This is a genomic window from Hymenobacter mellowenesis (assembly GCF_030581005.1).
In the GTDB taxonomy this organism is placed as follows: domain Bacteria; phylum Bacteroidota; class Bacteroidia; order Cytophagales; family Hymenobacteraceae; genus Hymenobacter; species Hymenobacter mellowenesis.
In genome coordinates, this window is record NZ_JAUQSX010000023.1 from 21,785 (window position 1) to 45,157 (window position 23,373).

A 23,373-nucleotide genomic window follows, 5' to 3' on the forward strand; every position below is an offset into this window, starting at 1 on the left:
CCGCTAGCGCTGCTGCCGGGCCAGAAACTCCAGCGTCTCGCGGTGCCGCTTTTCAGCCAAATCCTCCCGGTAAGAAGCCACGGCCCAGATGGCCGCCGGAATCCAGCCGATGAGGGTGATGTGCAGAATGCCGCACAGAATCCCTTTGAGAACGTGGCCCCGGAATATCATCGAGATACCGGGCAGCAGGATGGCAAACAGCATAGAATGCAGATGAAAGTGGTGAGAAAAAGTTATGTCGCAGAGCTTGTCCAGGACATCAAAAATCCTGTTAGCAGTGCTTTTATCGCACGAATAAATGATTTGTTACGCGGGAAAGATGCTTCGTTGCGCGCTGCATGACGTTCTATGATAACTGCCTCTACCGGCGCTTTGCGCTGAAAAACCGGCGCATCAGCGTAGCGCATTCGTCGGCGCGCACGCCGCCGCGCAGCTGGGTGCGCGGGTGCAGCAGCTGCCCGTGCCGCCGGTAGCCCACCTTGGGCTCGTCGGCCCCGAATACTACGGCCTTCAGTTGGGCCCAATAGCTGGCGCCGGCGCACATCACGCAGGGCTCGATGGTGACGTAGAGGGTGCAGTCGGCCAGGTACTTGTTGCCGAGGTGGTTGGCAGCGGCTGTCAGGGCTAGCATTTCGGCATGGGCCGTCACGTCGCGCAGGCGCTCGGTCTGGTTGTAGCCGCGGCCTATTATTTGGTTGTTGAACACGACTACGGCGCCGATGGGGATTTCCGCAGCGGCCAGGGCTTTTTCGGCCTCGGCCAGGGCCTGCTGCATGAAATAGTCGTCGGTCATGGAGGCTGTAGCGCGGACTTTTAGTCCGCATCGGCGTGGGATTGGTTCACTCGCGGACTAAAAGTCCGCGCTACATTACTTCTTCATCGCAATGGCGCCCAGCACGGCCTGGGCCGTTTCTTGCCATTGATTCTGCTCTTCGGCCGGCGCCACGAAGGTGAAAACATAGAGCTGGGTGCCCTCAATGGCGTATTGCACCGCTTGGTAGCGCTTGATTGGCGCCAGCTGCGAGCCGCTGCGCCGGGTATCGGTCACGGTCGAAACGAACTCGAAATAGATAAAGTCGCGGCCGTTCACGGTGCGAATGTCTTCTTTGATGAAGTCAACCTTGGTGTAAAGACGCTGGATGCTGGACTTGTAAATCTTAATCAGCACGCCGTAATCGAAGCTCTCGAAGGTGGTGGGGCGCACCGCCACGCTGTAGTCGACGCGCCCGCTGGGGTTGGAAAACACGGCCAGCGGCCGGCGCGGCGAGGGGTATTTCACGGCAATGCCATCATCCGGCAGCGGGGCGAAGCCGACCGGCACGCCCACGCTCAGGTTCGAAGCCAGCTTCACGGTGGTGAGCTTGGGCTTGGGCGCAAAGGCGGTAAGGCTCAGAAACAGCAGCAGAAACGACAAGATTCTCATAGCAAACATGACTAATAGCAATAACAAAGAACGTCATGCTGAGCGAAGTCGAAGCATCTCTACCGCAACAGTAACTATTTACTCTCGCGGTAGAGATGCTTCGACTTCGCTCAGCATGACGTTCTACTGATTAATTCAATTATCAACCTACCGGCGCACGGTGGGGTACTTGATGCGGACCTTCTTCCAATACACGTAGTTGCCGGTTTTGGCCTCTACGAGGTAGGTACCGGCCGGAATCTTGCCCAGACTCACCGGGGCGCCGGTGTTGTTCTGGGGGTCGAGGTCGGTCTGGTATATCACCTTGTTTTTGTAGTCGGTCATCACCAGCGTGCCGGGCTTGGTGAACTGCTGCGTGAAGCTGAGCTGGATGTCGGTCGAGTTCGGCTTGGGGTACACGTCGATGCCCGAGAGCGTTTCGATGCGCTTGATGGGGCCGTCGAGGGTGACGGCGCCGGCCGTGCCTTTGGTTTTAATCTCGGCCCCGTCGGTTTTGGTTTTGGTCTTGATTTTGGTTTGGGCCTGGGCGGTGCCGGCGGCTAGCAGGGCGGTGGCCAGGGCGAGCGCGGGGAAGAGTTTCATAGGAAGTTGAAGGGGGTTGAAGCGACAAAGGAACGCCGTTGCGGGTACCCTTTGCATACTCCGTACCAAAATTGCGGGTTGCCTTCCTAAGCCCAAGGCCTAACTTTGTCCGAAATCCCTTTTGCCATGCTACGTACCCACACCTGCGGCGAGCTTCGCCCCGAACACATTGGTCAAACCGTCAGCCTCTGCGGCTGGGTGCAGCGCACCCGCGACAAGGGCGCCATCCTCTGGATTGACCTGCGCGACCGGTACGGCCTCACCCAAGTCACCCTCGAAGAGGGCGTAGAGGCCGAAGCCGTGCGCGAAACCGCTCGTCAGCTCGGCCGCGAGTTTGTGCTTCAGGTAACGGGCACCGTGGCCGAACGCTACTCCAAAAACGACAAAATCCCGACCGGCGGCATCGAAATCCGTCCCGAGAAAGTCGAGATTCTGAACCCCGCCAAGCTGCCGCCCTTCCTTATCGAAGACGACACAGACGGCGGCGACGACCTGCGGATGAAGTACCGCTACCTCGACCTGCGCCGCACCCCCGTGCGCAACAACCTCATGCTGCGCCACAAAATGGCCCAGGCCGTGCGCCGCTACCTCGATGGCCAGGACTTCATCGAAGTAGAAACCCCGGTCCTCATCAAGAGCACCCCCGAAGGCGCGCGCGATTTCGTGGTGCCCTCGCGCATGAACCCCGGCGAGTTTTACGCCCTGCCGCAGTCGCCCCAGACGTTCAAGCAGCTGCTCATGGTGTCGGGCTTCGACCGCTACTTCCAGATTGTGAAGTGCTTCCGCGACGAAGACCTGCGCGCCGACCGCCAGCCTGAATTCACGCAGATTGACTGCGAAATGGCCTTCGTGACCCAGGAAGATATCCTCGACATGTTCGAGGGCTTGGTGCGTTACCTGTTCAAGGAAATCAAAAACCTAGATTTCCCCACCGTGCCCCGCATGACCTACGCCGACGCCATGCGCGACTACGGCAACGACAAGCCCGACACCCGCTTCGCCATGAAATTCGTGGACCTCACCGAGACGGTGAAGAGCCAGAGCTTCCCTGTCTTCGACAGCGCCGAACTGGTGCTGGGCATCAACGCCGCCACCTGCGCCGCCTACACCCGCAAGCAGATTGACGAGCTGACCGAGTGGGTAAAGCGCCCGCAAATCGGCGCTACCGGCCTTGTGTACGCCCGCGTGGAGGCCGACGGCCAGGTAAAATCTTCCGTCGACAAGTTCTACTCGCAGGAGGAGCTGCAGAAATGGAAAGCCGCCCTCGGCGCCAATCCCGGCGACCTCCTGCTGCTCCTGGCCGGCCCCGAAGCCAAAACCCGCAAGGCCATGAGCGAGCTGCGCCTCGAAATGGGCCGCCGCCTCGGCCTGCGCGACCCCAACTCGTTCTCGCCGCTGTGGGTGATTGACTTCCCGCTGCTCGAGTTCAGCGAGGAGGAAAACCGCCACTTCGCCATGCACCACCCCTTCACCTCGCCCAAACCCGAGGACCTGGCCCTGCTCGATAACCCCGCCACCATCGGCCAGACCCGCGCCAACGCCTACGACCTCGTGATAAACGGCGTGGAAATCGGCGGCGGCTCCATCCGCATTCACGACCGCGCCGTGCAGGCCCGCATGTTCTCGCTGCTCGGCTTCACCCCCGAAGAAGCCCAGGCCCAGTTCGGCTTCCTGCTCGACGCCTTCGAGTACGGCGCGCCGCCCCACGGCGGCCTTGCCTTCGGCTTCGACCGCCTCTGCAGCCTCTTCGGCGGCTCCGATTCCATTCGCGACTTCATCGCCTTCCCGAAAAATAACTCCGGCCGCGACGTGATGATAGACTCGCCCTCGCCCATCGCCGACGCGCAGCTGAAGGAGCTGAGCATCAAGACGGACGTGGTGGCGAAGTAGCTTTTTGAAGCTTGAGAAATAGAAGCGGCGACTGATGCATCAGTCGCCGCTTTTTGTTGTCGGTTTGTCAACCCTTTCGAAGAATCTCCACCCTACTTCCATTCCCTGTTTTAATTCCTGGTCGATGAGTTCTTTAACATCAACGACTTCAATTAGCTGCCAGCTTAATTGCTTTCCTTTGGCAGAATACTGGCATTCTTTTGCCTTGGCAATGTCGAAACCAAGCTGCTGAGCTTCGTTATCATTTGTTGCCGCTATCAGGAAGATGGTCTGCTCCCATAAATGCCGTCGGCGCACTTTACCCAAATGCACTGCTTTGTAATTCGCCGTAACTGAATACCCGTTTTTAGATAAGGATTTCATAAGGGCTGAATTTACACTATAGCCTTCGGCCACGGCTCCACTGCTCGCCACGCCGACACCTACAAGCATGACGCCTATAACCTCAACCTCCGGCCCCAGCTTAACCGGACGGCGTCTGCCAACGCGCCCACCGCAACGGCTAAGCACTTCTGCGAGGGCGGAAATTGATGCCGCGAAACCAACCATTCATCCGGCAACCGGCCGGCTTGAACGAACGGCGGACCCATTTGGGCGAAGCCTGAAATCCGACCCTGCCCCGGTCTAGTAGGTTTGTATCAGTTAAGCACTTCAACACCTGCCTATATGACTAAGCTGTACATCTTCGCCGCCGTTTTCCTGTTCTGGACCGCCCTTGCCGCCTCCTTCATGCAAGTACAATTGGGCGTTTCTTCGATGCATAAGATGCGGGTACCTACCTACCGTTCGGTACCCGTTCGCGCCACGGTCGTAGCCCAAGCAAATACAGCAGCTACGGCTGCTTCCTATAACTAATAACGCCCTGCCTGCAGACTATTTTATTCGATAAATACGACCGATAAATTACGATAAACATTAAATAGCGGCGCCGAGCCCATTGGGTTCGGCGCCGCTATTTTTGGCGTTCAACTACAACCAAGCCATGTTTTCTTTGAAGTCGACCGGGTACATGTTCAGGTACTGCACAATGCGCGGGTAGGTACCGTGGTTGGGGCTGCTGCCGTGCGGCAGCGCGTGGTGCCAGATAACAAAATCGCCGGCCTCGGCGGCAATAGGCACGGCCAGCGCGTCAAGATTCACGCGTCGCGGGTCGGTGCCGGCGGGCAGCGCGGCCAGCCAGCTTGCCAGCTGGCGATGGAAGCCCGGCACGCAGCGGAACGCGCCCTGCTCGGCCGGCGTGTCGCACAGGTACAGCAGGCCCTGGGTGCCAAAGCGTAGCGGTGGCTCCAGGCTCATGTCCCAGTGCAAGGGCGTGCCCTGGTGCTGATAGGTAGCCGTTTCGGGCGGGTTGAAGCTGGTGCGGTCGGTGGTCTTCCAGAGGTCGGCCGTTTGCCACAGTTGGGCGAAGGCTTTCTGGATGCGTTTCGACTGTCGGTTGGCAAGCAGCGTGGGGTGGTGGTAGAAATCCATCATAATGCCCTTGCCAATGGGCTTTTCGTACCAGGTAGCGGGGTTGTTCGGGTCCATGCCCAAGGCTTCCCAAACGGCGTTTTCCGTGGCCCGCGCCTGTTCTTTCAAAATTGCCGCTCGGACAATGACATAGCCGTTCTTCTCCCAAAACGCCAGGTCTTCCGCACTCAAAACAGCCGGTTCCTCTTCAACTGCCCGCAGGTTCTGCCGCAGGCGCTCCGGATACGGCCGATGAGAAAAGATGCTGTTGAGGCGTTCGATTTGCACGGGGTCAATCTGCCCGTTGTTTTTGGTCAGAACCCAATTTTCAAACTCGGTGAAGCCTGGATTTACCTGCATCAGGTAACGCATCGTCTCTTCAAGCGGCAAGCCCAGCCCGTTGAGAAGCAGGTTGTCGAAGCGCCAGTTTTTCTCCGTTTGCTCGATGCGTACGCCGTCGCGCTGGGCGCGCGCCTGCGACCAGAAACGTTTCAAATGCTGCACCCCGAGCTCCCCGGTTTCTTCCGAATTGGCCAATGCGTGCTGAATTCCCATGTGAATGTGCAGTAGTGTAAACAATGCAGCTGACCGACCGACCCGCCAGCGCCGGGCAATTTACCAACAAGTACAAAAAAAGCGGCAACTGAAATTTCAGTTGCCGCTTCGTGTTTCAATTAGCGCTATTTAGAAGTTCCGTTCGCCGGTTTCGCGCTTGCCCAGCATCACCGAGCCCACCATGGCGGCCAGCAACAGAATGGACGCCAACTCAAACGGCAGCGCGTAGTCGCGGAAGAGCACCATGCCCAGCCGGTCCACCATACCAATCTGCGAATCGAAGCTGGCGGGGTCGTAGCCCGCGGGGCTCACATTGCGCAACGCCGCCACCAGAATCAGCAGCAGCGAGCCGCCAGCAATAGCCGCCGCAAACTTGGCCAGAGCCGGCTTGTGCGGCTCGGTTTCCTCGTTCAGGTTCAGGAACATAATAACGAACAGGAACAGCACCATAATGGCCCCGGCGTACACGATGATGTTCACGGCTGCCAGAAACTGCGCATTCAGCAGCAGGTAGTGGCCCGAAAGCGTGAAGAACGTGAGGATGAGAAACAGAACGCTGTGCACCGGGTTTTTGGCCAGCACTACGCCCAATGCACTCAGCAAGGCCACGAATGAGAGGAAGAGGAAGAGAGGGGACATAAGTAGCGTGGACTCTGAGAGTCCGCGTTTGGTGCGGTGTAAATGAATTGCTGCAATACGCGGACTCTCAAAGTCCGCGCTACATTACGCCATGCTGGCCCGCAGCTTATCGGCCTGCTCCGGCGTGAGCTGGATGCCACGCTTCGAGCGGTTGTCCGGCGTCACGGGCTCCACCAGCCGGTCTTTGCCATAAATGAACTCATCGCGCTCGAAGCGCGGCGGGGCCATTTTGTCGGCTTGCAGATACACGGCGGCTTTGGGACAGGCTTCTTCGCACAGGCCGCAGAAGATGCAGCGCAGCATGTTGATTTCGTAGCTCACCGCGTATTTCTCCTCGCGGTAGAGGTTTTCCTCGCCCTTCTTGCGCTCGCCGGCCACCATCGTAATGGCTTCGGCGGGGCAGGCTACGGCGCAGAGGCCGCAGGCGGTGCAACGCTCGCGGCCGGCTTCGTCGCGCTTCAGCACGTGCAGGCCGCGGAAAACAGGGGAGAATGGGCGCGTTTCTTCGGGGTAACGAATAGTCACCTGCTTCTTGGTGGCCGCCCGGAAAAAGTGCTGCATCGTGATGCTTAGGCCCTGAAAAATAGCCGGCAGGTAGGCCCGCTCGGCCAGGGTCATGGGCTTCTTTTCGAGAACTTTGGCGCGTTTGCTTAAGGATTCCATGTTCGTTATTGAATGACGCCGAACGTAATCAGGCCGCCCGTGAGCAGGATGTTGAAAATAGCCAGCGGGATGAGGATGGTCCAGCCCAGGCGCATCAGTTGGTCGTAGCGGAAGCGCGGCAGCGTCCAGCGCACCCACATGAAGAAGAAGATGCCAGTGAAAATCTTGGCAAACATGGCCACCACACCCATCAGCACGAAGATGTTATGGGCCCAGTCGGCCGACAGGCTGGTTTTATTGGTCAGGAAATCGAGGAATTCGTACTGGAACGGGTAGTTGAACCCACCGAAGTACAGTACCGACATCACGGCTGTTGCCACGAATACGTTCACGTACTCGGCAAACAGATACAGGCCCATTTTCATCGAGCTATACTCGGTGTGGTAGCCGCCAATCAGCTCGGTTTCGCACTCGGGCAAGTCAAATGGCGTACGGTTCGTTTCGGCAAAGGCACAAACGATGAAAATGACAAAGCCCAGCGGCTGTTTGAACACGTTCCAGGTGAAGATGTCGCCAATATGCCAGCCGCCGCCCACGTGCGTCTGCTGCAAAGTGATTTCGCGCAGCGAGAGCGTACCCGACATCATCAGCACCGCAATCAGGGCCAAGCCCATAGCCAACTCGTAGCTAATGTTCTGCGAAGCCGCGCGGATGGCACCCAAGAGCGAAAACTTGTTGTTTGAAGCCCAACCGCCAATCATAATGCCGTACACACCCAGCGATACAATGCCGAACACGTAAAGCATCCCCACGTTAATTTCGATGCCTTGCAGATGAATTTCGGTGTCGCCGAATTTGAGGAAGTTGCCGAACGGAATAACAGCCGACGACATAAGAGCCGTAATCATGGCCAGGCAGGGGCCGAATACGAACAGCGCACGGTTGGCGCCAGCGGGAAAGAATTCTTCCTTAGTGAAGAGCTTCACGGCATCGGCCAGCGGCTGCAACAGGCCGAAGGGGCCGGCGCGGTCCGGGCCTACCCGGTCCTGCAGGAATGCGGCAATTACGCGCTCGGCGTAGGTGCAATACGTAGCAATCAGCAGCGAAATGCCGAAGGTTGCCAGAACGACGAGGCCTTGCCAGCCCAGAGCGGGGAGAGTCATTTTGTGGTATTTGCTAAGTCGTTAGAACGTCATGCAGAGCGCAGCGAAGCATCTTGCTCGGGGCAGTGATTCTATTGATTGGATTGCGTTGCGCTGGCAAGATGCTTCGCTGCGCTCTGCATGACGTTTTATTATCGTTCTGCTTAATTATTCAGTCCACCCAACCGCAGCGGCGGGTTGCGTTCCAATTCGCGGGTAGTGCTTTCGGGCAAATCCTGAATCACCTGCGGGTTCACCACCGGCAATTCGTAGTGGTTTTGAGCAATAACGGAGGCGCGGTTGATGTGTGCCGGACCTTCGAGTACCCAATCCGACGTTTCCTTTTTGTCGAAGCGGCACTCGTTGCAAATCCACTCTTTCACCTCGCCGTACTCGTCCTTGCGGGCGGTTACACGCAGCACGTCTTTGCCTTTGTACCACAGCGTAACGCGGCCGTTGCACTTGTCGGTTTTACAGTCTCGGTGCGCGTTCACAGGCTTGGTGAACCACACGCGCTGTTTGAAGCGGAAGGTTTTATCGGTCAGCGCGCCCACCGGGCACACGTCGATGACGTTGCCACTGAACTCGTTGTCGATGATGTTCTCGATATAGGTACCGATTTCCGAGGCATCGCCGCGGCCCAGCACGCCGTGTACGCGCTCGGGCGTGAGCTGGTCGGCGGTGTATACGCAGCGGTAGCACAGGATGCAGCGCGTCATGTGCAGCTGGATGAGCGGGCCGATGTCGATTTTCTCGAAGGTGCGGCGCTCTTCTTCGTAGCGGGTGGTGCTCACGCCGTGCTCAAAGGCGAAATCCTGCAGACTGCACTCGCCGGCCTGGTCGCACACCGGGCAGTCGAGCGGGTGGTTGATGAGCAGCATCTCCACGATGCCCTTGCGCACGTCCATCACCTGCTGGTTGATGGTGTTTTCCACCACCATGCCGTCCTGCACCGTGGTGATGCACGAGGCCACCAGCTTGGGCATGGGGCGCGGGTCTTTGGCCGAGCCGGCCGAAACCTTCACCAAACAGGCGCGGCACTTGCCGCCCGAGCCCTTCAGCGGGGTGTAGTAGCACATGGCGGGTGGCACGATGCCGCCGCCAATCTGGCGGGCCGCGTTCAGGATGGTGGTTCCGTCCGGAACTTCCACCTCAATGCCGTCGAACGTTATTTTAGCCATTGGTATAGTATTGTCTTTAGGTCGTCATGCCGAGCGTAGCGCAGCGAAGTCGAAGCATCTCTACCGGGTAAGTAATTCAATCAATTCAACGAAGCGGTAGAGATGCTTCGGCTTTAATCAGCATGACGTTCTGTTATTCTGCCATTTAAGCCAGCACCGCCGCGCCGCGATAGGCCGCGCCAGGAGCAGTGGCTTCTTTAGGATTGGTCACGTGCCACTCAAACTCGTGGCGGAAGTGGCGCACTGCTGCTGCTACCGGCCAGGCGGCTGCTTCGCCCAGCGGGCAAATGGTGTTGCCCTCAATCTGCTTGGCTACGCTCACCAGCAGGTCGATGTCGTGCATCGAGCCGTGACCGTGCTCCAGGCGGTGCAGTACCTTTTCCATCCAGCCGGTTCCCTCGCGGCAAGGCGAGCACTGCCCGCACGACTCATGGTGATAGAAGCGCGAAAAATTCCAGGTGTTCTTCACGATGCACGTCGTTTCGTCCATCGCAATGAAGCCGCCGGAACCCAGCATGGTGCCCGTCACGAAGCCGCCGTCGCTTAGCGACTCGTAAGTCATCAGTCGATTTTCGCCAGCAGCCGTTTTCAGAATCAGCTCTTTCGGCAGAATCGGTACGGATGAACCACCGGCTACTACCGCTTTCAGGTCGCGCCCTTTCCAGATGCCGCCGCAGTACTCGTCGGAGTAAATGAATTCCTCAACGGGCACGCCCAACTCAATTTCGTAAATGCCCGGCTTATTCAAGTGGCCGCAAGCCGAAATCAGCTTGGTGCCCGTGCTTTTGCCCACGCCGAGCTTGGCGTATTCGTCGCCGCCTTCGTTGATAATCGGAACTACTGCGGCGATGGTTTCCACGTTATTTACCACCGTGGGGCGGGCGTAGAGGCCCTGCACAGCTGGGAACGGCGGCTTGTTGCGCGGGTTGCCGCGCTTGCCTTCCAATGATTCCAGTAGCGCGGTTTCCTCGCCGCATATATAGGCACCAGCCCCGGGATGCACGTGCAAATCGAGCGAGTAGCCTGAGCCGAGAATGTTCTCGCCCAAGAAACCCGCTGCGTAGGCTTCGGCAATGGCCTTTTCCAGAATCCGCAGCACGTACAACAACTCGCCGCGGATGTAGATGTAGCTGGTGCGCGCGCCCAGGGCGTAGCTGCCCGTAATCATGCCCTCGATGAGCAGGTGGGGCAGCTTCGACATCAACTGCCGGTCTTTGAAGGTGCCGGGCTCCGATTCGTCGGCGTTGCAGACGAGGTAGCGTGGCACGCCCTCCGGCTTGGCCAGGAAGCTCCACTTCATGCCCGTGGGGAAGCCTGCGCCGCCGCGCCCGCGCAGGCCCGACTTCTTCACTTCTTCCACCACTTCGTCGGGCGTCATGGTTTTGAGCGCCTTTTCCACGGAGCGGTAGCCGCCGTGCTTGCGGTACACCTCGAAGGTATTGATGCCCTCGACGTTGATATGTTCAGTTAATAGCTTGCGGCCCATAATGGTAAGCGTTGTGCTGATGGCCAGCTTTTAGTAATTCTTCAACGAGTTCGGCAGGCCCGCTTCCTCCCAAGGCAGGATAGGACGATGCACTAGGCTCTTCAATTCGTTCAGCATGGCGTTCACTGCTTCGGGCGTGTCCAACTGCTCATAGTATTTCTCGCGCACCTGCACGATGGGAGCGAAGCCACAGGCGGCCAGGCACTCCACTTCCTTCAGCGTGAAAGTCCCGTCGGGCGAGGTGCCGCCTACCTTAGCACCGGTGATGCGCTCTAGGTGCGCCGTCAGCTCATCGGAGCCGCGCAGCATACAGGGGCCCGTGCGGCAAATCTCCAGCACGTGCTTGCCCACCGGCTTGAGGTTGTACTGGGTGTAGAACGACGACACCTCGTACACTTCAATCGGTTTGATATTCAGCGTTTCGGCCACCAGGTCCTGCACCTCGGGGCTTACCCAGCCGCCGAACTCGGCTTGCGCGATGTGCAGAATCGGCAGCAGGGCCGACTTGCTCCGGTCTTCCGGGTAGTGCGTGAGCAGGCGCTTGATTTCCGCCTGGGCGGCGGCAGAGAATTGCGGTTTGGTGGGCGCGGTGGTCGGCTCCATAGCAGTCAATTTCAACAAAAACTAAGCGTCCAGCTCGCCGGCGATGACGTTCATGGACGAGAGAATGACAATGGCGTCCGACAGCGTCGTGCCCACGGCCATTTCAGGATAAGCCTGATAATAGATGAAGCAGGGCCGGCGGAAATGCAGGCGATACGGCGTGCGGCCGCCGTCCGAAATCAGGTAAAAGCCCAGCTCACCGTTGCCGCCCTCCACGGAGTGATATACTTCACCAACAGGCGCATCAATCTCGCCCATCACGATTTTGAAGTGGTAAATCAGGGCCTCCATGTTCTTGTATACTTCCGGCTTGGTGGGCAGGTAGTAGTGCGGAGCGTCGGCGTGGTAGGGGCCGTCGGGCAGCTTGTCGAGGGCCTGATTGATGATGCGCAGGCTCTGCCAGATTTCCTCGTTGCGCACAATGAACCGGTCGTAGGTGTCGCCGTTGGTGCCCACCGGAATATCAAACTCGAAGTCTTCGTAGCTCGAATACGGGTTCATGGCGCGCACGTCGTAGTCGACGCCGGCGGCCCGCAGGTTGGGGCCGGTGAAACCGTAGCTCAACGCCTTTTCCGCCGAAATCGGGCCCACGTTCACCACGCGGTCCATGAAAATGCGGTTGCGGTTGAACATGTTCTCGAACTCCTTCATTACCGCCGGAAAGCTTTTCAGCCAGGCGCGGAGCTTGTCGAGGGCGGCGGGGGAGAGGTCGCGCTCCATGCCGCCCACGCGGCCCATGTTGGTGGTGAGGCGGGCGCCGCACACCTCCTCGTAGATTTCGTAAATCTTCTCGCGCTCCTGGAACACGTAGAGGAAACCGGTGAAGGCCCCCGTGTCAACGCCCAGAATCGAGTTGCAGATGAGGTGGTCGGCGATGCGGGCCAACTCCATCATAATCACGCGGATATACTGGGCACGCTTCGGTACGGTAACACCGAGCAGCTTCTCCACCGTCATGTGCCAGCCCAGGTTGTTGATGGGCGACGAACAGTAATTCATCCGGTCGGTGAGGGTGGTAATCTGGTAGAACGGCTTGCGTTCGGCCAGTTTCTCGAAGGCGCGGTGGATATAGCCAATTGTAGGCACGCCCGACACGATGCGCTCGCCATCCATCTGGAGGATGTTCTGGAAAATGCCGTGCGTGGCGGGGTGCGTGGGGCCCAGGTTCAGCGTCGTCAGCTCCTGGCTGAAGTCGTTGAGAATGGGCATCAGCTGGCCGGGGCGCTGGGCGGCGGCCTCTTCCTGAATCTTGTGGGTGCCTGCCAGGGCGTCGTTTACTGCCATTGTTATTGGTGCCTGGTGCTTGGTTGTTGGTGCTTGGTACCTAAGTTTCTAAATAATGCCTGGTTTTGCTTCTGTTTGTGCCAAGCACCAAGCACTAACAACCAAGCACCAAATTCTATCGTCCGAAAAACAGGTCGGTTTTGTCTTCGCGGGTACCGTCTTCGACGGGGTATTCGCGCCGCATCGGGTGGTAATCCATGTCCTCCACGTTGAGGATGCGAATGAGGTTGGGGTGGCCAGTGAAGATGATGCCGAAGAAATCGTAGGCCTCGCGCTCCATCCAGTTGGCCGTGTTGTAGAGGTCGGTCAGGGTCGGCACCACCGGGTCGGCAATCGGGAAGAAGATTTTCAGGCGGAGCCGGATGTTCTTCGTCATGCTGTGCAGGTGGTAAATCATACCCAACTCCTGGCCCGGGTTCTCGGGGTAGTTGATGCCGCACATGGTGGTCAGGAAGTGGAATTTCAATTCCTGGTCCTGCTGCAGGCCGGCAATGATGTCGTGGATGCGTTCCCGCGTGGTGGTCGCCGTCAGCAGGCCGTAGGGCTCGTGCACGTCGGTGAACGTGCCCTCGCCAAACAGGCGGGTGAGCAACGCCAGCACCTGCGCATTCTGGGCCTTTATTGGGTCTTCGGCAACGGGCGCTTCGGGAGCGGCGGCAGCATCTTGAGGAGTCATTTGAGAAGGTATTGAGTATTGAGTAGCAAGTAGTAAGACTGTGCTTTGTCAGGGTCTTACTACTTGCTACTCAATACTAACTACTTGATGTTGTAAGACGCCAGCAACTCCTGGTATTCAGGCGCGTTGCGGCGGCGGAAGGATTCGTTGCGGGCGAGGTCCTGCACGCGCATCAGGCCATCGAGCACCTGCTCGGGGCGGGGCGGGCAGCCGGGCACGTACACATCGACCGGGATGATGCGGTCGATGCCTTGCAGCACCGAGTAGGAGTCGAAAATGCCGCCCGAGCAGGCGCAGGCGCCCATGGCCAGCACCCAGCGGGGCTCGGCCATCTGCTCATACACCTGCTTCACGATGGGGGCCATTTTCTTGGCAATGGTGCCCATCACCATCAGCAAATCAGCCTGACGGGGCGAGAAGCTGGGGCGCTCCGAGCCGAAGCGGGAAATATCGTAGTGCGAGCCCATGGTGGCCATGAACTCGATGCCGCAGCAGGACGTGGCGAAGGGCAGGGGCCAGAGGGAGTTGGCGCGGGCCATGCCCACCACTTTCTCCAGCGAGGTGGCGAAAAAGCCGGCGCCCTCCACGCCCTCGGGCGCTTCGACGGTTTTTATTTCAGGAACTCGGTTATCAGCCATAGTTATAAGAGACAAGCAGATTAAGCGGCTTTCGCTACTTGGGCGGGCCGATTTTCTAACACCGGCGTGGCGGTGAAAGTTTGGCGCTCAGTCGCTTCGTTCCAGCGCAAAATGCCCTTTTTGATGATGTAGAAGAAGCCGGCCAGCAGCAGGGCCATGAACACAATCATCTCGATGAAGCCGGCGCGGCCGAGGGCGCGGAAGTTCACGGCCCAGGGGTACATGAAGATAACCTCGACGTCGAACAGCACGAACACAATGGCCGTGAGGAAGTATTTCACCGAAATTGGGGTGCGGGCATTGCCCACCGACTCGATGCCGCACTCAAAGGCCTCATTCTTCACCTTGCTGCTGCGCTTGGGGCCTACAAGATGCGAAACCACCATGGCGAAGGCCACAAAAGCCAGGGCCAGACCGAATTGGATGACGATGGGGAGATAGTCGGAGGGCTGATAATTGGCAGCCGGCAGGGCTAGGTACATAGAGGTCAATTATATAGCATTCAGGCTTCACGGGCGCTGAAGGGCAAAGGTAGCGCCCACGGGGTTGGGGCGCAATGTTGGGGCGGCTGCCATGCCACGGAAGTGTATATTTGAAGGAAAAGCAACGACTCATGGGACAAGCCGAACCGCAGCCGCGCCGTTATACGGTAGAAGAATACCTCGCTATGGAAAAGCAGAGTGAGGTGCGCCACGAGTTTTTTGAAGGCGAGATTTTTGCCATGGCCGGCGCTGACATCTCGCACAATTTGATTGGAGGTAATTTTTTAGTGGCTTTCAAGCAAGCCTTGCGCGGCAAGCCCTGTCGGGCTTTGATGGAAGGCGTGCAGCTAGCCATGCAGGAAGGCCGGCACTACACTTACCCCGACGTGATGATAACCTGCGACGCGGCCGACCAGCAAGCCAAGCGCATCGTGAAGGCGCCGGTGCTGCTGGTTGAAATCCTGTCGCCATCTACTTCGGAATACGACCGGGGGCGCAAATTCAACCAATACAAGCAGCTGCCGTCGTTGCAGCACTACTTGCTGGTATCGCAGGAATGCTGGCTAGTGGAGTGGCTGCAACCACTGGAGAGTGGTCGTTGGAGTCACACAATGCTGCTGGAACCCGAAGATGCCCTCGCAATTCCCAACCTGAACATCAACCTGACTGTGGGGGAGATTTACGAAGGAACCGAAGTGGCGCCGCTCAAAATTGTGGCGGAAGAATACACAGTTGCCTACGCCGGCCAGCGGTTTTAGAAAAAAATGACTGAAGCAAAAAAGCCCCGCACTCAATCAGTGCGGGGCTTTTTTATTGACTTTATCAGTACTTACAGTCCCTTGTCGCGGTTCAAATCCTCCGCCGGCTCCGAGCCGAGGAAGGGGTAGCGGTAGTCCACCACGGGCACGAAGGTTTCCTTGATGGCGCGGGGCGACACCCAGCGCAGCAGGTTCAACATCGAGCCGGCCTTGTCGTTGGTGCCGGAGGCGCGGGCGCCGCCGAAGGGCTGCTGGCCCACCACGGCGCCGGTGGGCTTGTCGTTGATGTAGAAGTTGCCGGCGGCGTGCACCAGCTTCTTCGAGGCCAGGTCGATGGCATACCGGTCCTGCGAGAAGATGGCGCCGGTCAGGGCGTAGGGCGAGGTGGTATCGACCAGCGTCAGGGTTTCCTCGAACTTGTCGGCGTCGTAGACGTGGACCGTGACGACGGGGCCGAACAGCTCCTCGCACATGGTCACGTATTTCGGGTCTTTGGTGACGATGACGGTGGGCTCGATGAAGTAGCCTTTCGACTTGTCGTAGCCGCCGCCGGCGATGATGTCGGCGTTGGCGTCGGCCTTGGCGCCGTCGAGGTACTTGGCGAGCTTATCGAACGACTTCTCGTCAATCACCGCGTTGATGAAGTTGCTGAAGTCTTCCACGTCGCCCATTTTGAAGGAGGCTAGGTCTTCCTTCACGTAGCCGAGGATTTCATCGGCCAGGTTGGAGGGTAGGTACACGCGCGAAGCGGCCGAGCATTTCTGGCCTTGGAACTCGAACGCGCCGCGCGAAATGCCGACGGCCACGGCCTTGGCGTGGGCCGACGGGTGGGCCAGGATAAAGTCCTTGCCGCCGGTTTCGCCCACGATGCGCGGGTAGGATTTGTAGCGGTGGATGTTCTGGCCGATGGTTTTCCAGATGTTCTGGAACACGCCCGTGGAGCCGGTGAAGTGGATGCCGGCGAAATCGGGGTGCGAGAAAATAACGTCGCCGGCCGTGGGGCCGTCCACGTACACGAGGTTGATGACGCCATCGGGCACGCCGGCTTCCTTGAACAACTCCATCAGCACCTGGGCCGAATAGATTTGGGTATTGGCGGGTTTCCAGACCACCACGTTGCCCATCATGGCCGCCGAGGAGGGCAGGTTGCCGGCAATGGAGGTGAAGTTGAACGGCGTGAGGGCGAACACGAAGCCTTCGAGGGGGCGCTGCTCCAGGCGGTTCCACATGCCGGGCAGGCTCTCGGGCTGCTGCTTGTAGATTTCCTGCATGAAATGCACGTTGAACCGGAAAAAGTCAATCAGCTCGCAGGCGGCGTCGATTTCGGCCTGGAAGGCGTTCTTGCTCTGGCCCAGCATGGTGGCCGCGTTGATGCGGGCGCGGTAGGGGCCGGCCAGCAGGTCGGCGGCCTTGAGAAACACGGCGGCGCGGTGCTCCCAGGGCAGCTCGGCCCAAGCGGTGCGGGCGGCCAAAGCGGCCTCAATGGCCTGCGTGACGTGGCTGGCATCGCCGAGGTGGAAGTGGCCGATGGTGCGCTGGTGGTCGTGGGGCGGGCTGATACGCTCCAGCTTGCCGGTACGCACTTCCTGGCCGCCGATGTGCATGGGAATGTCCAGCTCCAGCCCGCGTAGGCGCTGAAGCTGCTGCTGCAACTCCAGCTTCTCTTTGGAGCCAGGCGCGTAACCTTTGACGGGTTCGTTAATCGGAACGGGGACGTTAAAAAAGCCGGTGGCCATAAGGGTTTCGGGTTAAGTTGAATGAAGGTTTGGGGTGGGATGGGGCAAAGGTAAAGGGGGCATTAAGAAGCGGACGTTTCCTGCCTCTTACCTTCTTTCGCGGTGACACCAGCGTAAAGAAGAACCAGACCGAAAGCGAGGACGCCCAAACTTCGCCATTGAAACCACCCATCTGATGCCAGCACCACTTGCTTGGGGCGGTAGGTTTCATAGTGAATTGGAATCAGGTTTTTAGGCTGGATGGCCGAATAAGCCTCAGCGCTTATTTCAGTCTCCGCTACGATTGAGTCGGCCGATTCCGGCTTAAAGGCAAGGCGAATATTATAGATGTGAACTGCTGATTTTTTTGGCACATAATCATTCTTGCTCAAAACAACAGCAATTGCTTTTGGTCCCCGGCTCGCACTCCAACGGTCATATAACCCTGCCAGGAAGGTGCCTATCAACAGCATACTGGTTAAAAAGGTAAGGATTTGAAACAGGGGCTTCATAAACGTAATTGTGGAAAGTAAGCTTCTACAGCCGCCCCAGCAGCTCGCGCACCTGCCGCGTCAGGTCCTCGCGGGAGCCGGTGTTGTGCAGGGTGAAGTCGAAGTGCGGGTAGTGGTCCATAGCCACTTCGCTGGGGTGGTTGTCGTCGCGGGTGCCGTCGCCGCGCTGTTGCAGCGGGTCGCCTTCCACGCGCAGCATGAGGCCGCCGCGGGCCCGGATGGGGTCGGCCTCGTTGGCGAAGCGCACGTCGGGCACCAGCACGAAGGCCTCGCCCGGCAGGCCCGCGAAGAAGGCATCGACCCACACTAGCGGCTCCCAGGCGCGCAAGGCACTGCCCACTTGCTGCAGCATCTCGCCCCGCGTGCGGTGGAAAGTGGGCACCAGTTCGGCCTTGCCTTTTTGGGTGTAGTAGGGCGCCACGTCCTCGCCCGTGAGGGCGGCGCAGACGGACTTGATGGAATCGCCGAACGAGCGGATTTGCCAGCTGCGCTCGGGCTGGAGCTGCTGCAGGATGCGGGCCACGGTGTCTTTGCCGCTGCCCCGGCGGCCCGAGAGGCCGATGAGGTGTACCATGGATGGTGCTTGGGAGTTGAGCCGCAAAAATAGGCCGCCCGAATTGGCAGCGGCTCAAACGCAAAACGTCTCACCACCCGGACGGGTAATGAGACGCTTGATGTTAACGGGCAATGAGACGCGTTATGTTAAGAGGTGGCGGCTAATTGACGTGGTGCGAAGCTCGACAGACGGCTATCGCTGTCGGCGCTGGCGCAAGCGGCGCAGGCCGTAGGCCACCCCACTGGCCAGCAGCAGGGAAGCCCCGCCATCCAGGGGCACATCGGTGGGGGTGACGGGCGGGGTGCCCGGGCCCGGACCGCCGCTGCTTGGCTGTGCGCGGGCGCCTAAGGCCAGCAGCAGCATCGCGCCGATAATACAGTATTTAAGCATCTTTTTGGGTAGTATCAAGGATGGGAGAAAGCCGTCGGGAGCCGCCCGTTTGGGGCAGACGGCTCCGTCGGGTTGCAGAGATTATTCGACCACCAGCTTCTTGACCACAACTCCGGCACTGGTTTTCAGGTGCAGGGTGTACACGCCGGCGGCCAGCTCGGCCAGGTTCAGGCGATGCGGTGCTGCGCCCTGGGCGGGCAGCTGCTGCGTGCGCACCGTGCGACCCAGCGCATCCACCAGCTCCGCTGCCACCGCCGTGCGGCCCAACGCCGCCGGCAGCTCCACGAAGGCCGTGGTAGTGGCCGGGTTGGGGTAGAGGCCCACCTGCGCTGCCAGTGCGGCCGGGGCCGTGGCCAGCGGGGCCTGCGGCGAGAACACCAGCTCGAAGCGGCCGGTGAGGAGCGCCGAAGCGTTGCTCACCGTGAAGGTGTAGCTGGACTGGGCGCGCAGGTCTACCACAGCGCCGCTTTGCAGGTCGCGCAGGTACACGGGCGTGTTGCCCAGGTTCAGCAGTTGGGCGGCCGTCAGGGTGTAGCTGCCCACGGCGGGTACGCCCACGGCCAGCGGCACCACGCGCTGGGTGGTGCCCAGCGGGGCGCGGCCGTCGATGGCCAGGCGCTGGGTGGCGCTCAGGCTCGTGCTCAGGTTCAGCCCGCTGGGGTTGGCCAGCTTCTCGGCGTCGAATTGCCCGTCAAAGGCATCGGTGGCTCCCTGCTCGAAGTACACGAAGGCCGCGTCGGTGAGGGTGCTGCCCGCGCCTTGCAGGTTCAGCTCCACCAGGGGTCGGGTTTCGGTGGTCCGCTGGTAGGTCGGGCTAGAGTAGGTGGTCGGGCGGTGGCTGTTCTTGAACGTCACCGAGCCGGCGGTCTGCGTGTCGGCCACCCGCACGAAGAAGCCCTGGCCCTGGGCGATGACGGGGCTGATGGTGCCGATGCCGTTGTTGTAGAAGCCGTAGACGCCAGTGTAGGGATTACCCGGGTCGTTGCTCCGGTACACGTACATCGTGCGGCCTACGTTGGGGCGGTCGGCGTCCTGCACTTGGCCCCAGTCCAGGGGCGAGGGGTAGGGGTTGCCGATGAGGGCGTAGCCCGCGTCCGCAGCCGTGGCGCCGCTGTTGCGGGCCAGGTTCACCGTCACGTTGCCGTTGTTGAGCGGGCCGGTGAAGTTCCAGGTCTGGCCGCCGCCGATGAGCACGGTGTAGCCCTGGCCCACGGCCAGCGGGTCGCTGGTCGCGTTGGGCGAGTACCAGCCCTTGTCGAAGGCGTTCACGTTGTTGTTCGTGGTGGCCAAACGGCTTTGGTCGTAGCCGTACACGGTGGGGAAAGGCACGGTCAGCAGCGGCGTGGGCGAGGTGTTGTAGGCCGGGTTCACCACCGGCGTGAAGCCGCTGGTGGCCAGGCTGCCCACCGTGGCGTTGCTGATGGCGGCCGACACGTGGCGGTAGCCCCGGTTGGGGTTCAGGCTGGGGTCGATGTAGCGCTGCACCGTCACGTTGCCGCTCACCACGCTGCCGCCGTTGTTGACCACCATGGCCGTGCCCGCCGCGTCCGACACCAGGGTGAAGGGGTTAGCGTTGGTGGCCAGGTTGCCGTTGAGCGCGAGCAGGCGCAGTACCGAAGCGCCGGCCGAAGTGCTCAGCTGCGCGGTGCTGGCGCCTACCGTCAGGTTCCAGAAGCGGGTGCTGCCGCCGCCCAGCACACTGCTCAGGGCGGTGTTGCCCAGCACCACCGTGCCGCCGGTGGCCGTGCTGCTGCTGCCCGTGAAGCCATTGAAGGCTCCGTTATTGGTCAGGTTGGCGGCGATAGTGAGCGTGTTGGCGCTCATGCTCAGCGAAGCACCGGAGGCAATGCTCACGTTGCGGGCGTTGGCCGACGAGGCGTTGGCCGCGATAACGGGGAAGCGGTTGCCGCTGGGCGCGGTCGGGATGACGGCGTCAATCGTCGCGTCGGGCACCACGTTGGGGCTCCAGTTGTTGGCGTTAAACCAGTCGGTACTCACGTTGCCGTTCCAGACCACGGCCGTCACGACCGGGGCTGCGATGGCGAGGGTGTAGCTGCGCGAGCCGGTGTAGGGGCCCGGGGCCACCGAGGCGTCGGTCGCCGTGACGGTAAAGGTGAACGAACCGTTGACCGTGGGCGTGCCCGCAAGCGTGCCGTTCGTCAGGCTCAGGCCCGAAGGCAGCGCGCCCGCCGTGATGGCGTAGGTGTAGGGAGCCGTGCCGCCCGAAGCCGTGAGGGTCTGGCTGTAGGCCGTGCCCTGCGTGCCGTTGGGCAGCGAGGCCGGGCCCACCGTGATGGTGGGGGCCTGGAACTGTACGCTCACCGCGTTGCTGGCCTGGTTGCCGGTGTTGGCGGCGTCGTTGGCTACGTTAGCCGCCAGGCTCACCGTCACGGTGCCCGTGCCGCTGGGCGTCACGGTGAAGGTGTAAGGGCCCGCGCCGCTGCCGGCGAAGCTGGCCGCGTTGAGCGTGCCGCCCGTCACCGTCACGTCCGAAGCCGTGAAGCTGGCGCCCACGCTCTGCGAGAAGTCCACCCGGAACGGAATGGGCGAGGTGCTGGTGGGGCTGCCGGAGGTGGTGCTCACGGTGGCCGTCAGGGCCGGGGCGTAGAGCAGCGTGTAGGCTGCCGGAGCCGCCGTGTTGAAGTTGCCGGCTGCGTCCTGGGCCACGTTGGCTACTACGTTCACCGACACGACGCTGCCGATGCCACTGGGCGTCACGGTAAAGGTGTAGGGACCCGCGCCGCTGCCGCCAAAGCTGCCCGTCACGATGGTGCCGCCGCTCACCGACAGGTCGCCCTGTACGAAGCTGCCGTTCACCGTCTCCGAGAACGTCACCGAGAAAGGAATCGGCGTGGTAGCCGTGCTGCCGCCCGAGGCGCCGGCCGACGAAGTGATAACCACCGAGGGGCGCGTCGTATCCACCGTGAAGTTGATGGTCGGGCTGTTCGGGCTCACCGTGGCGCCCGGGCTCTGGGCCGTGGCGTACACTTGGTACGTGCCATCGGAGAAGGCAAATGGCCCGGCACTGAAGTTGCCGGTTGCCGAAACCAGGAACGACGGGCTCGGCTGAAATGCCCCGCCGTTCTGGCTGATGTAGAACACCACTTGGCTGTTGGCCGGGGCCGTGCCGACAAAGTTTACGCTCTGGTTCGTGAAGCTGTTATTGGTCGGCGCGGTAATGACCGGGGCCGCTGTGACGGGCTGCGTGTTAACAACGAGGGTGTAGCTGCGCGAGCCGGTGTAGGGGCCCGGGGCCACCGAGGCGTCGGTGGCCGTGACGGTGAAGGTGAACGAACCGTTGACCGTGGGCGTGCCCGCCAGCGTGCCGCCCGCCGTCAGGCTCAGGCCCGAAGGCAGCGCGCCCGCCGTGATGGCGTAGGTGTAAGGAGCCGTGCCACCCGACGCCGTGAGGGTCTGGCTGTAGGCCGTGCCCTGCGTGCCGTTGGGCAGCGAGGCCGGGCCCACCGTGATGGTGGGGGCCTGGAACTGTACGCTCACCGCGTTGCTGGCCGAGTTGCCGGTGTTATTGGCGTCATTGGCTACGTTAGCCGCCAGGCTCACCGTCACGGTGCCCGTACCGCTGGGCGTCACGGTGAAGGTATAGGGGCCCGCGCCGCTGCCGGCGAAGCTGCCGCTGTTGAGCGTGCCGCCCGTCACCGTCACGTCCGAAGCCGTGAAGCTGGCGCCCACGCTCTGCGAGAAGTCCACCCGGAACGGAATGGGCGAGGTGCTGGTGGGGCTGCCGGAGGTGGTGCTCACGGTGGCCGTCAGGGCCGGTGCCGTCACGTTGAACGTGGCTGAGGTGAAGGTGTCGTACGTGGGGGGAGTGTTGCCGTTCGGCTGGATGTTGCCCACGAAGACGTCGTTCACGAATACGTTCAGCCGCTGGTCCTTACTGGTGTAGTTGCGCTGCCTCGCCTGGAAGTTTACCTGGTAGCTGCCCGTGGGCACGGCCAGGTTCTGCGAGATGCTGGCATTGTTGTCGCCGGCGCTCTGCACCAGGCCCACCGCGTCGCCGTCGGCCGCCGTCGAGCCGAAGGCGCTGCCGTTGCGCGACACGCCAGCCAGGCCGGTGAAGGCCCAGGGCGCGGCCACCACGCCGTCCGCCGTTTTCTTAAAGTTGCTCGAGGCCACGTTGTTGCTTTCGAAGCTGCCGTTTTGCAGGCCGTTGGCCACCACGGTGCTGGTGCCGCTTTGCAGCACCTGCACCACGTCCACGAAGGCCGTCACGTCGCCGTTGCCGCTGGCGCTGCCCGCTGCCTGAATGCGCAGCGTGGGCGCGGCCGCGAAGCTCTTGGTGATGGTGTACACCTCACCCGCCGTGTAAGGCACGTTCGTCACCGTGGGCGAGATGCCCGTGGTGTTTTGCACGTCCAGGCGCAGGGTGCCGTTGCTGGTGCTGGTGCCCGTGTTCACCACTACGGTGTAGGTAGTGCCCGAGCCGCTCACGCTGCTCACGCTGCTGCCCGTCACGGTGGTGCCGCCGTTGGCCGTGGTGAAGTTGCTCACCGTCAGTCCGCTCACGCTGTTTGCGAAGACGACGCGGTAGCTCACCTGGGCTGTGGCCGTGGGCGACAGGTCCAGGCGCGTCACCGACACCACCGTCGTGTTGCTATTGATAATGGTGAGCGTGTAGCTGCGCGAGCCGGTGTACGGGCCGCTGCCCGTTGAGGCATCGGTCGCTGTTACCGTGAAGTTGAACGAGCCGCCCGCTGTGGGCGTGCCCGAGAGTGTGCCGTTGCTGGCCAGCGTCAGGCCCGCCGGCAGCGCGCCGGCCGTGATGGCGTAGCTGTAGGGAGCCGTGCCGCC

General features: G+C 60.8%; 23 protein-coding genes and 1 pseudogene. 3 read left to right on the top strand and 21 right to left on the bottom strand.

The genetic code is table 11. The features are described from left to right. Positions 1–3 precede the first annotated feature (3 nt). The 4 genes from Q5H92_RS26095 to Q5H92_RS26110 form a co-directional block, all read right to left on the bottom strand. Entirely contained in the window at positions 4–204 is a 201-nt protein-coding gene (locus tag Q5H92_RS26095; RefSeq protein WP_305014520.1) for a hypothetical protein, read from the bottom strand. Positions 205–361: 157 nt separating this feature from the next. Further along, positions 362–793 (bottom strand): nucleoside deaminase, encoded by a 432-nt coding sequence (locus Q5H92_RS26100; RefSeq protein WP_305014521.1) that lies wholly within the window; start codon positions 791–793, stop codon positions 362–364. Between the two features lie 75 nt (positions 794–868). Further along, the gene (locus Q5H92_RS26105) at positions 869–1,423 is read right to left on the bottom strand and encodes a hypothetical protein (RefSeq protein ID WP_305014522.1); all 555 of its coding nucleotides are present in this window, start codon (positions 1,421–1,423) and stop codon (positions 869–871) included. A 147-nt stretch (positions 1,424–1,570) separates the two neighbouring features. Beyond that, complete coding sequence (locus Q5H92_RS26110) at positions 1,571–2,005, bottom strand: T9SS type A sorting domain-containing protein (RefSeq protein ID WP_305014523.1); 435 nt, start codon at positions 2,003–2,005, stop codon at positions 1,571–1,573. A 126-nt stretch (positions 2,006–2,131) separates the two neighbouring features. Between Q5H92_RS26110 and aspS the strand changes: the two genes are divergently transcribed. After that, on the top strand, positions 2,132–3,895 hold the full coding sequence (gene aspS, locus Q5H92_RS26115) for an aspartate--tRNA ligase (protein WP_305014524.1): 1,764 nt from the start codon (positions 2,132–2,134) through the stop codon (positions 3,893–3,895). Positions 3,896–3,934: 39 nt separating this feature from the next. On the opposite strand, the gene Q5H92_RS26120 is transcribed toward aspS, so the two are convergent. After that, on the bottom strand, positions 3,935–4,258 hold the full coding sequence (locus Q5H92_RS26120; protein WP_305014525.1) for a DUF4288 domain-containing protein: 324 nt from the start codon (positions 4,256–4,258) through the stop codon (positions 3,935–3,937). 303 nt (positions 4,259–4,561) lie between these two features. Between Q5H92_RS26120 and Q5H92_RS26125 the strand changes: the two genes are divergently transcribed. Beyond that, on the top strand, positions 4,562–4,750 hold the full coding sequence (locus Q5H92_RS26125) for a hypothetical protein (RefSeq protein WP_305014526.1): 189 nt from the start codon (positions 4,562–4,564) through the stop codon (positions 4,748–4,750). A gap of 114 nt (positions 4,751–4,864) precedes the next feature. Here Q5H92_RS26125 and Q5H92_RS26130 read toward each other — a convergent pair whose 3' ends face one another. The 11 genes and pseudogenes from Q5H92_RS26130 to Q5H92_RS26180 form a co-directional block, all read right to left on the bottom strand. Beyond that, positions 4,865–5,899 (bottom strand): phytanoyl-CoA dioxygenase family protein, encoded by a 1,035-nt coding sequence (locus tag Q5H92_RS26130; RefSeq protein WP_305014527.1) that lies wholly within the window; start codon positions 5,897–5,899, stop codon positions 4,865–4,867. Positions 5,900–6,028: 129 nt separating this feature from the next. After that, positions 6,029–6,538: an NADH-quinone oxidoreductase subunit J family protein gene (locus tag Q5H92_RS26135; RefSeq protein WP_305014528.1), complete on the bottom strand. Its 510-nt coding sequence runs from the start codon at positions 6,536–6,538 to the stop codon at positions 6,029–6,031. A gap of 84 nt (positions 6,539–6,622) precedes the next feature. Further along, positions 6,623–7,201, bottom strand: coding sequence for a NuoI/complex I 23 kDa subunit family protein (locus tag Q5H92_RS26140; protein ID WP_305014529.1), 579 nt, complete (start codon positions 7,199–7,201; stop codon positions 6,623–6,625). Between the two features lie 5 nt (positions 7,202–7,206). Further along, the gene (gene nuoH, locus Q5H92_RS26145) at positions 7,207–8,304 is read right to left on the bottom strand and encodes an NADH-quinone oxidoreductase subunit NuoH (protein ID WP_305014530.1); all 1,098 of its coding nucleotides are present in this window, start codon (positions 8,302–8,304) and stop codon (positions 7,207–7,209) included. A 143-nt stretch (positions 8,305–8,447) separates the two neighbouring features. Next, positions 8,448–9,464: an NADH-quinone oxidoreductase subunit G gene (locus Q5H92_RS26150; protein ID WP_305014531.1), complete on the bottom strand. Its 1,017-nt coding sequence runs from the start codon at positions 9,462–9,464 to the stop codon at positions 8,448–8,450. Positions 9,465–9,609: 145 nt separating this feature from the next. Then, positions 9,610–10,950 (bottom strand): NADH-quinone oxidoreductase subunit NuoF, encoded by a 1,341-nt coding sequence (gene nuoF, locus Q5H92_RS26155; RefSeq protein ID WP_241937546.1) that lies wholly within the window; start codon positions 10,948–10,950, stop codon positions 9,610–9,612. A gap of 30 nt (positions 10,951–10,980) precedes the next feature. Further along, positions 10,981–11,553 (bottom strand): NADH-quinone oxidoreductase subunit NuoE family protein, encoded by a 573-nt coding sequence (locus Q5H92_RS26160; RefSeq protein ID WP_305014532.1) that lies wholly within the window; start codon positions 11,551–11,553, stop codon positions 10,981–10,983. A gap of 21 nt (positions 11,554–11,574) precedes the next feature. Beyond that, entirely contained in the window at positions 11,575–12,762 is a 1,188-nt protein-coding gene (gene nuoD, locus Q5H92_RS26165) for an NADH dehydrogenase (quinone) subunit D (protein ID WP_236050053.1), read from the bottom strand. A gap of 190 nt (positions 12,763–12,952) precedes the next feature. Continuing rightward, positions 12,953–13,513: an NADH-quinone oxidoreductase subunit C gene (locus tag Q5H92_RS26170; protein WP_305014533.1), complete on the bottom strand. Its 561-nt coding sequence runs from the start codon at positions 13,511–13,513 to the stop codon at positions 12,953–12,955. A gap of 80 nt (positions 13,514–13,593) precedes the next feature. Continuing rightward, positions 13,594–14,151, bottom strand: a complete 558-nt coding sequence (locus Q5H92_RS26175) for an NADH-quinone oxidoreductase subunit B (protein WP_305014534.1) — start codon at positions 14,149–14,151, stop codon at positions 13,594–13,596. A 101-nt stretch (positions 14,152–14,252) separates the two neighbouring features. After that, positions 14,253–14,633 (bottom strand): annotated as a pseudogene (locus tag Q5H92_RS26180) (NADH-quinone oxidoreductase subunit A); the annotation flags it as partial. A 131-nt stretch (positions 14,634–14,764) separates the two neighbouring features. Between Q5H92_RS26180 and Q5H92_RS26185 the strand changes: the two are divergent. Beyond that, positions 14,765–15,391 carry a Uma2 family endonuclease gene (locus tag Q5H92_RS26185; protein ID WP_305014535.1) on the top strand — a complete coding sequence of 209 codons (627 nt, stop codon included), beginning with the start codon at positions 14,765–14,767 and terminating at the stop codon, positions 15,389–15,391. A 71-nt stretch (positions 15,392–15,462) separates the two neighbouring features. Here Q5H92_RS26185 and pruA read toward each other — a convergent pair whose 3' ends face one another. From pruA to Q5H92_RS26210, 5 genes are all read right to left on the bottom strand, one after another. After that, complete coding sequence (pruA, locus tag Q5H92_RS26190) at positions 15,463–17,127, bottom strand: L-glutamate gamma-semialdehyde dehydrogenase (protein WP_305014536.1); 1,665 nt, start codon at positions 17,125–17,127, stop codon at positions 15,463–15,465. A gap of 62 nt (positions 17,128–17,189) precedes the next feature. Further along, positions 17,190–17,618 (bottom strand): hypothetical protein, encoded by a 429-nt coding sequence (locus Q5H92_RS26195; RefSeq protein WP_305014537.1) that lies wholly within the window; start codon positions 17,616–17,618, stop codon positions 17,190–17,192. 25 nt (positions 17,619–17,643) lie between these two features. Further along, positions 17,644–18,192 (bottom strand): nucleoside/nucleotide kinase family protein, encoded by a 549-nt coding sequence (locus Q5H92_RS26200; RefSeq protein ID WP_305014538.1) that lies wholly within the window; start codon positions 18,190–18,192, stop codon positions 17,644–17,646. Between the two features lie 174 nt (positions 18,193–18,366). Beyond that, positions 18,367–18,564, bottom strand: coding sequence for a PID-CTERM protein-sorting domain-containing protein (locus Q5H92_RS26205; protein WP_305014539.1), 198 nt, complete (start codon positions 18,562–18,564; stop codon positions 18,367–18,369). Positions 18,565–18,645: 81 nt separating this feature from the next. Further along, positions 18,646–23,373: DUF8693 domain-containing protein (locus Q5H92_RS26210; RefSeq protein WP_305014540.1), on the bottom strand; the 4,728-nt coding region annotated here is incomplete at its 5' end.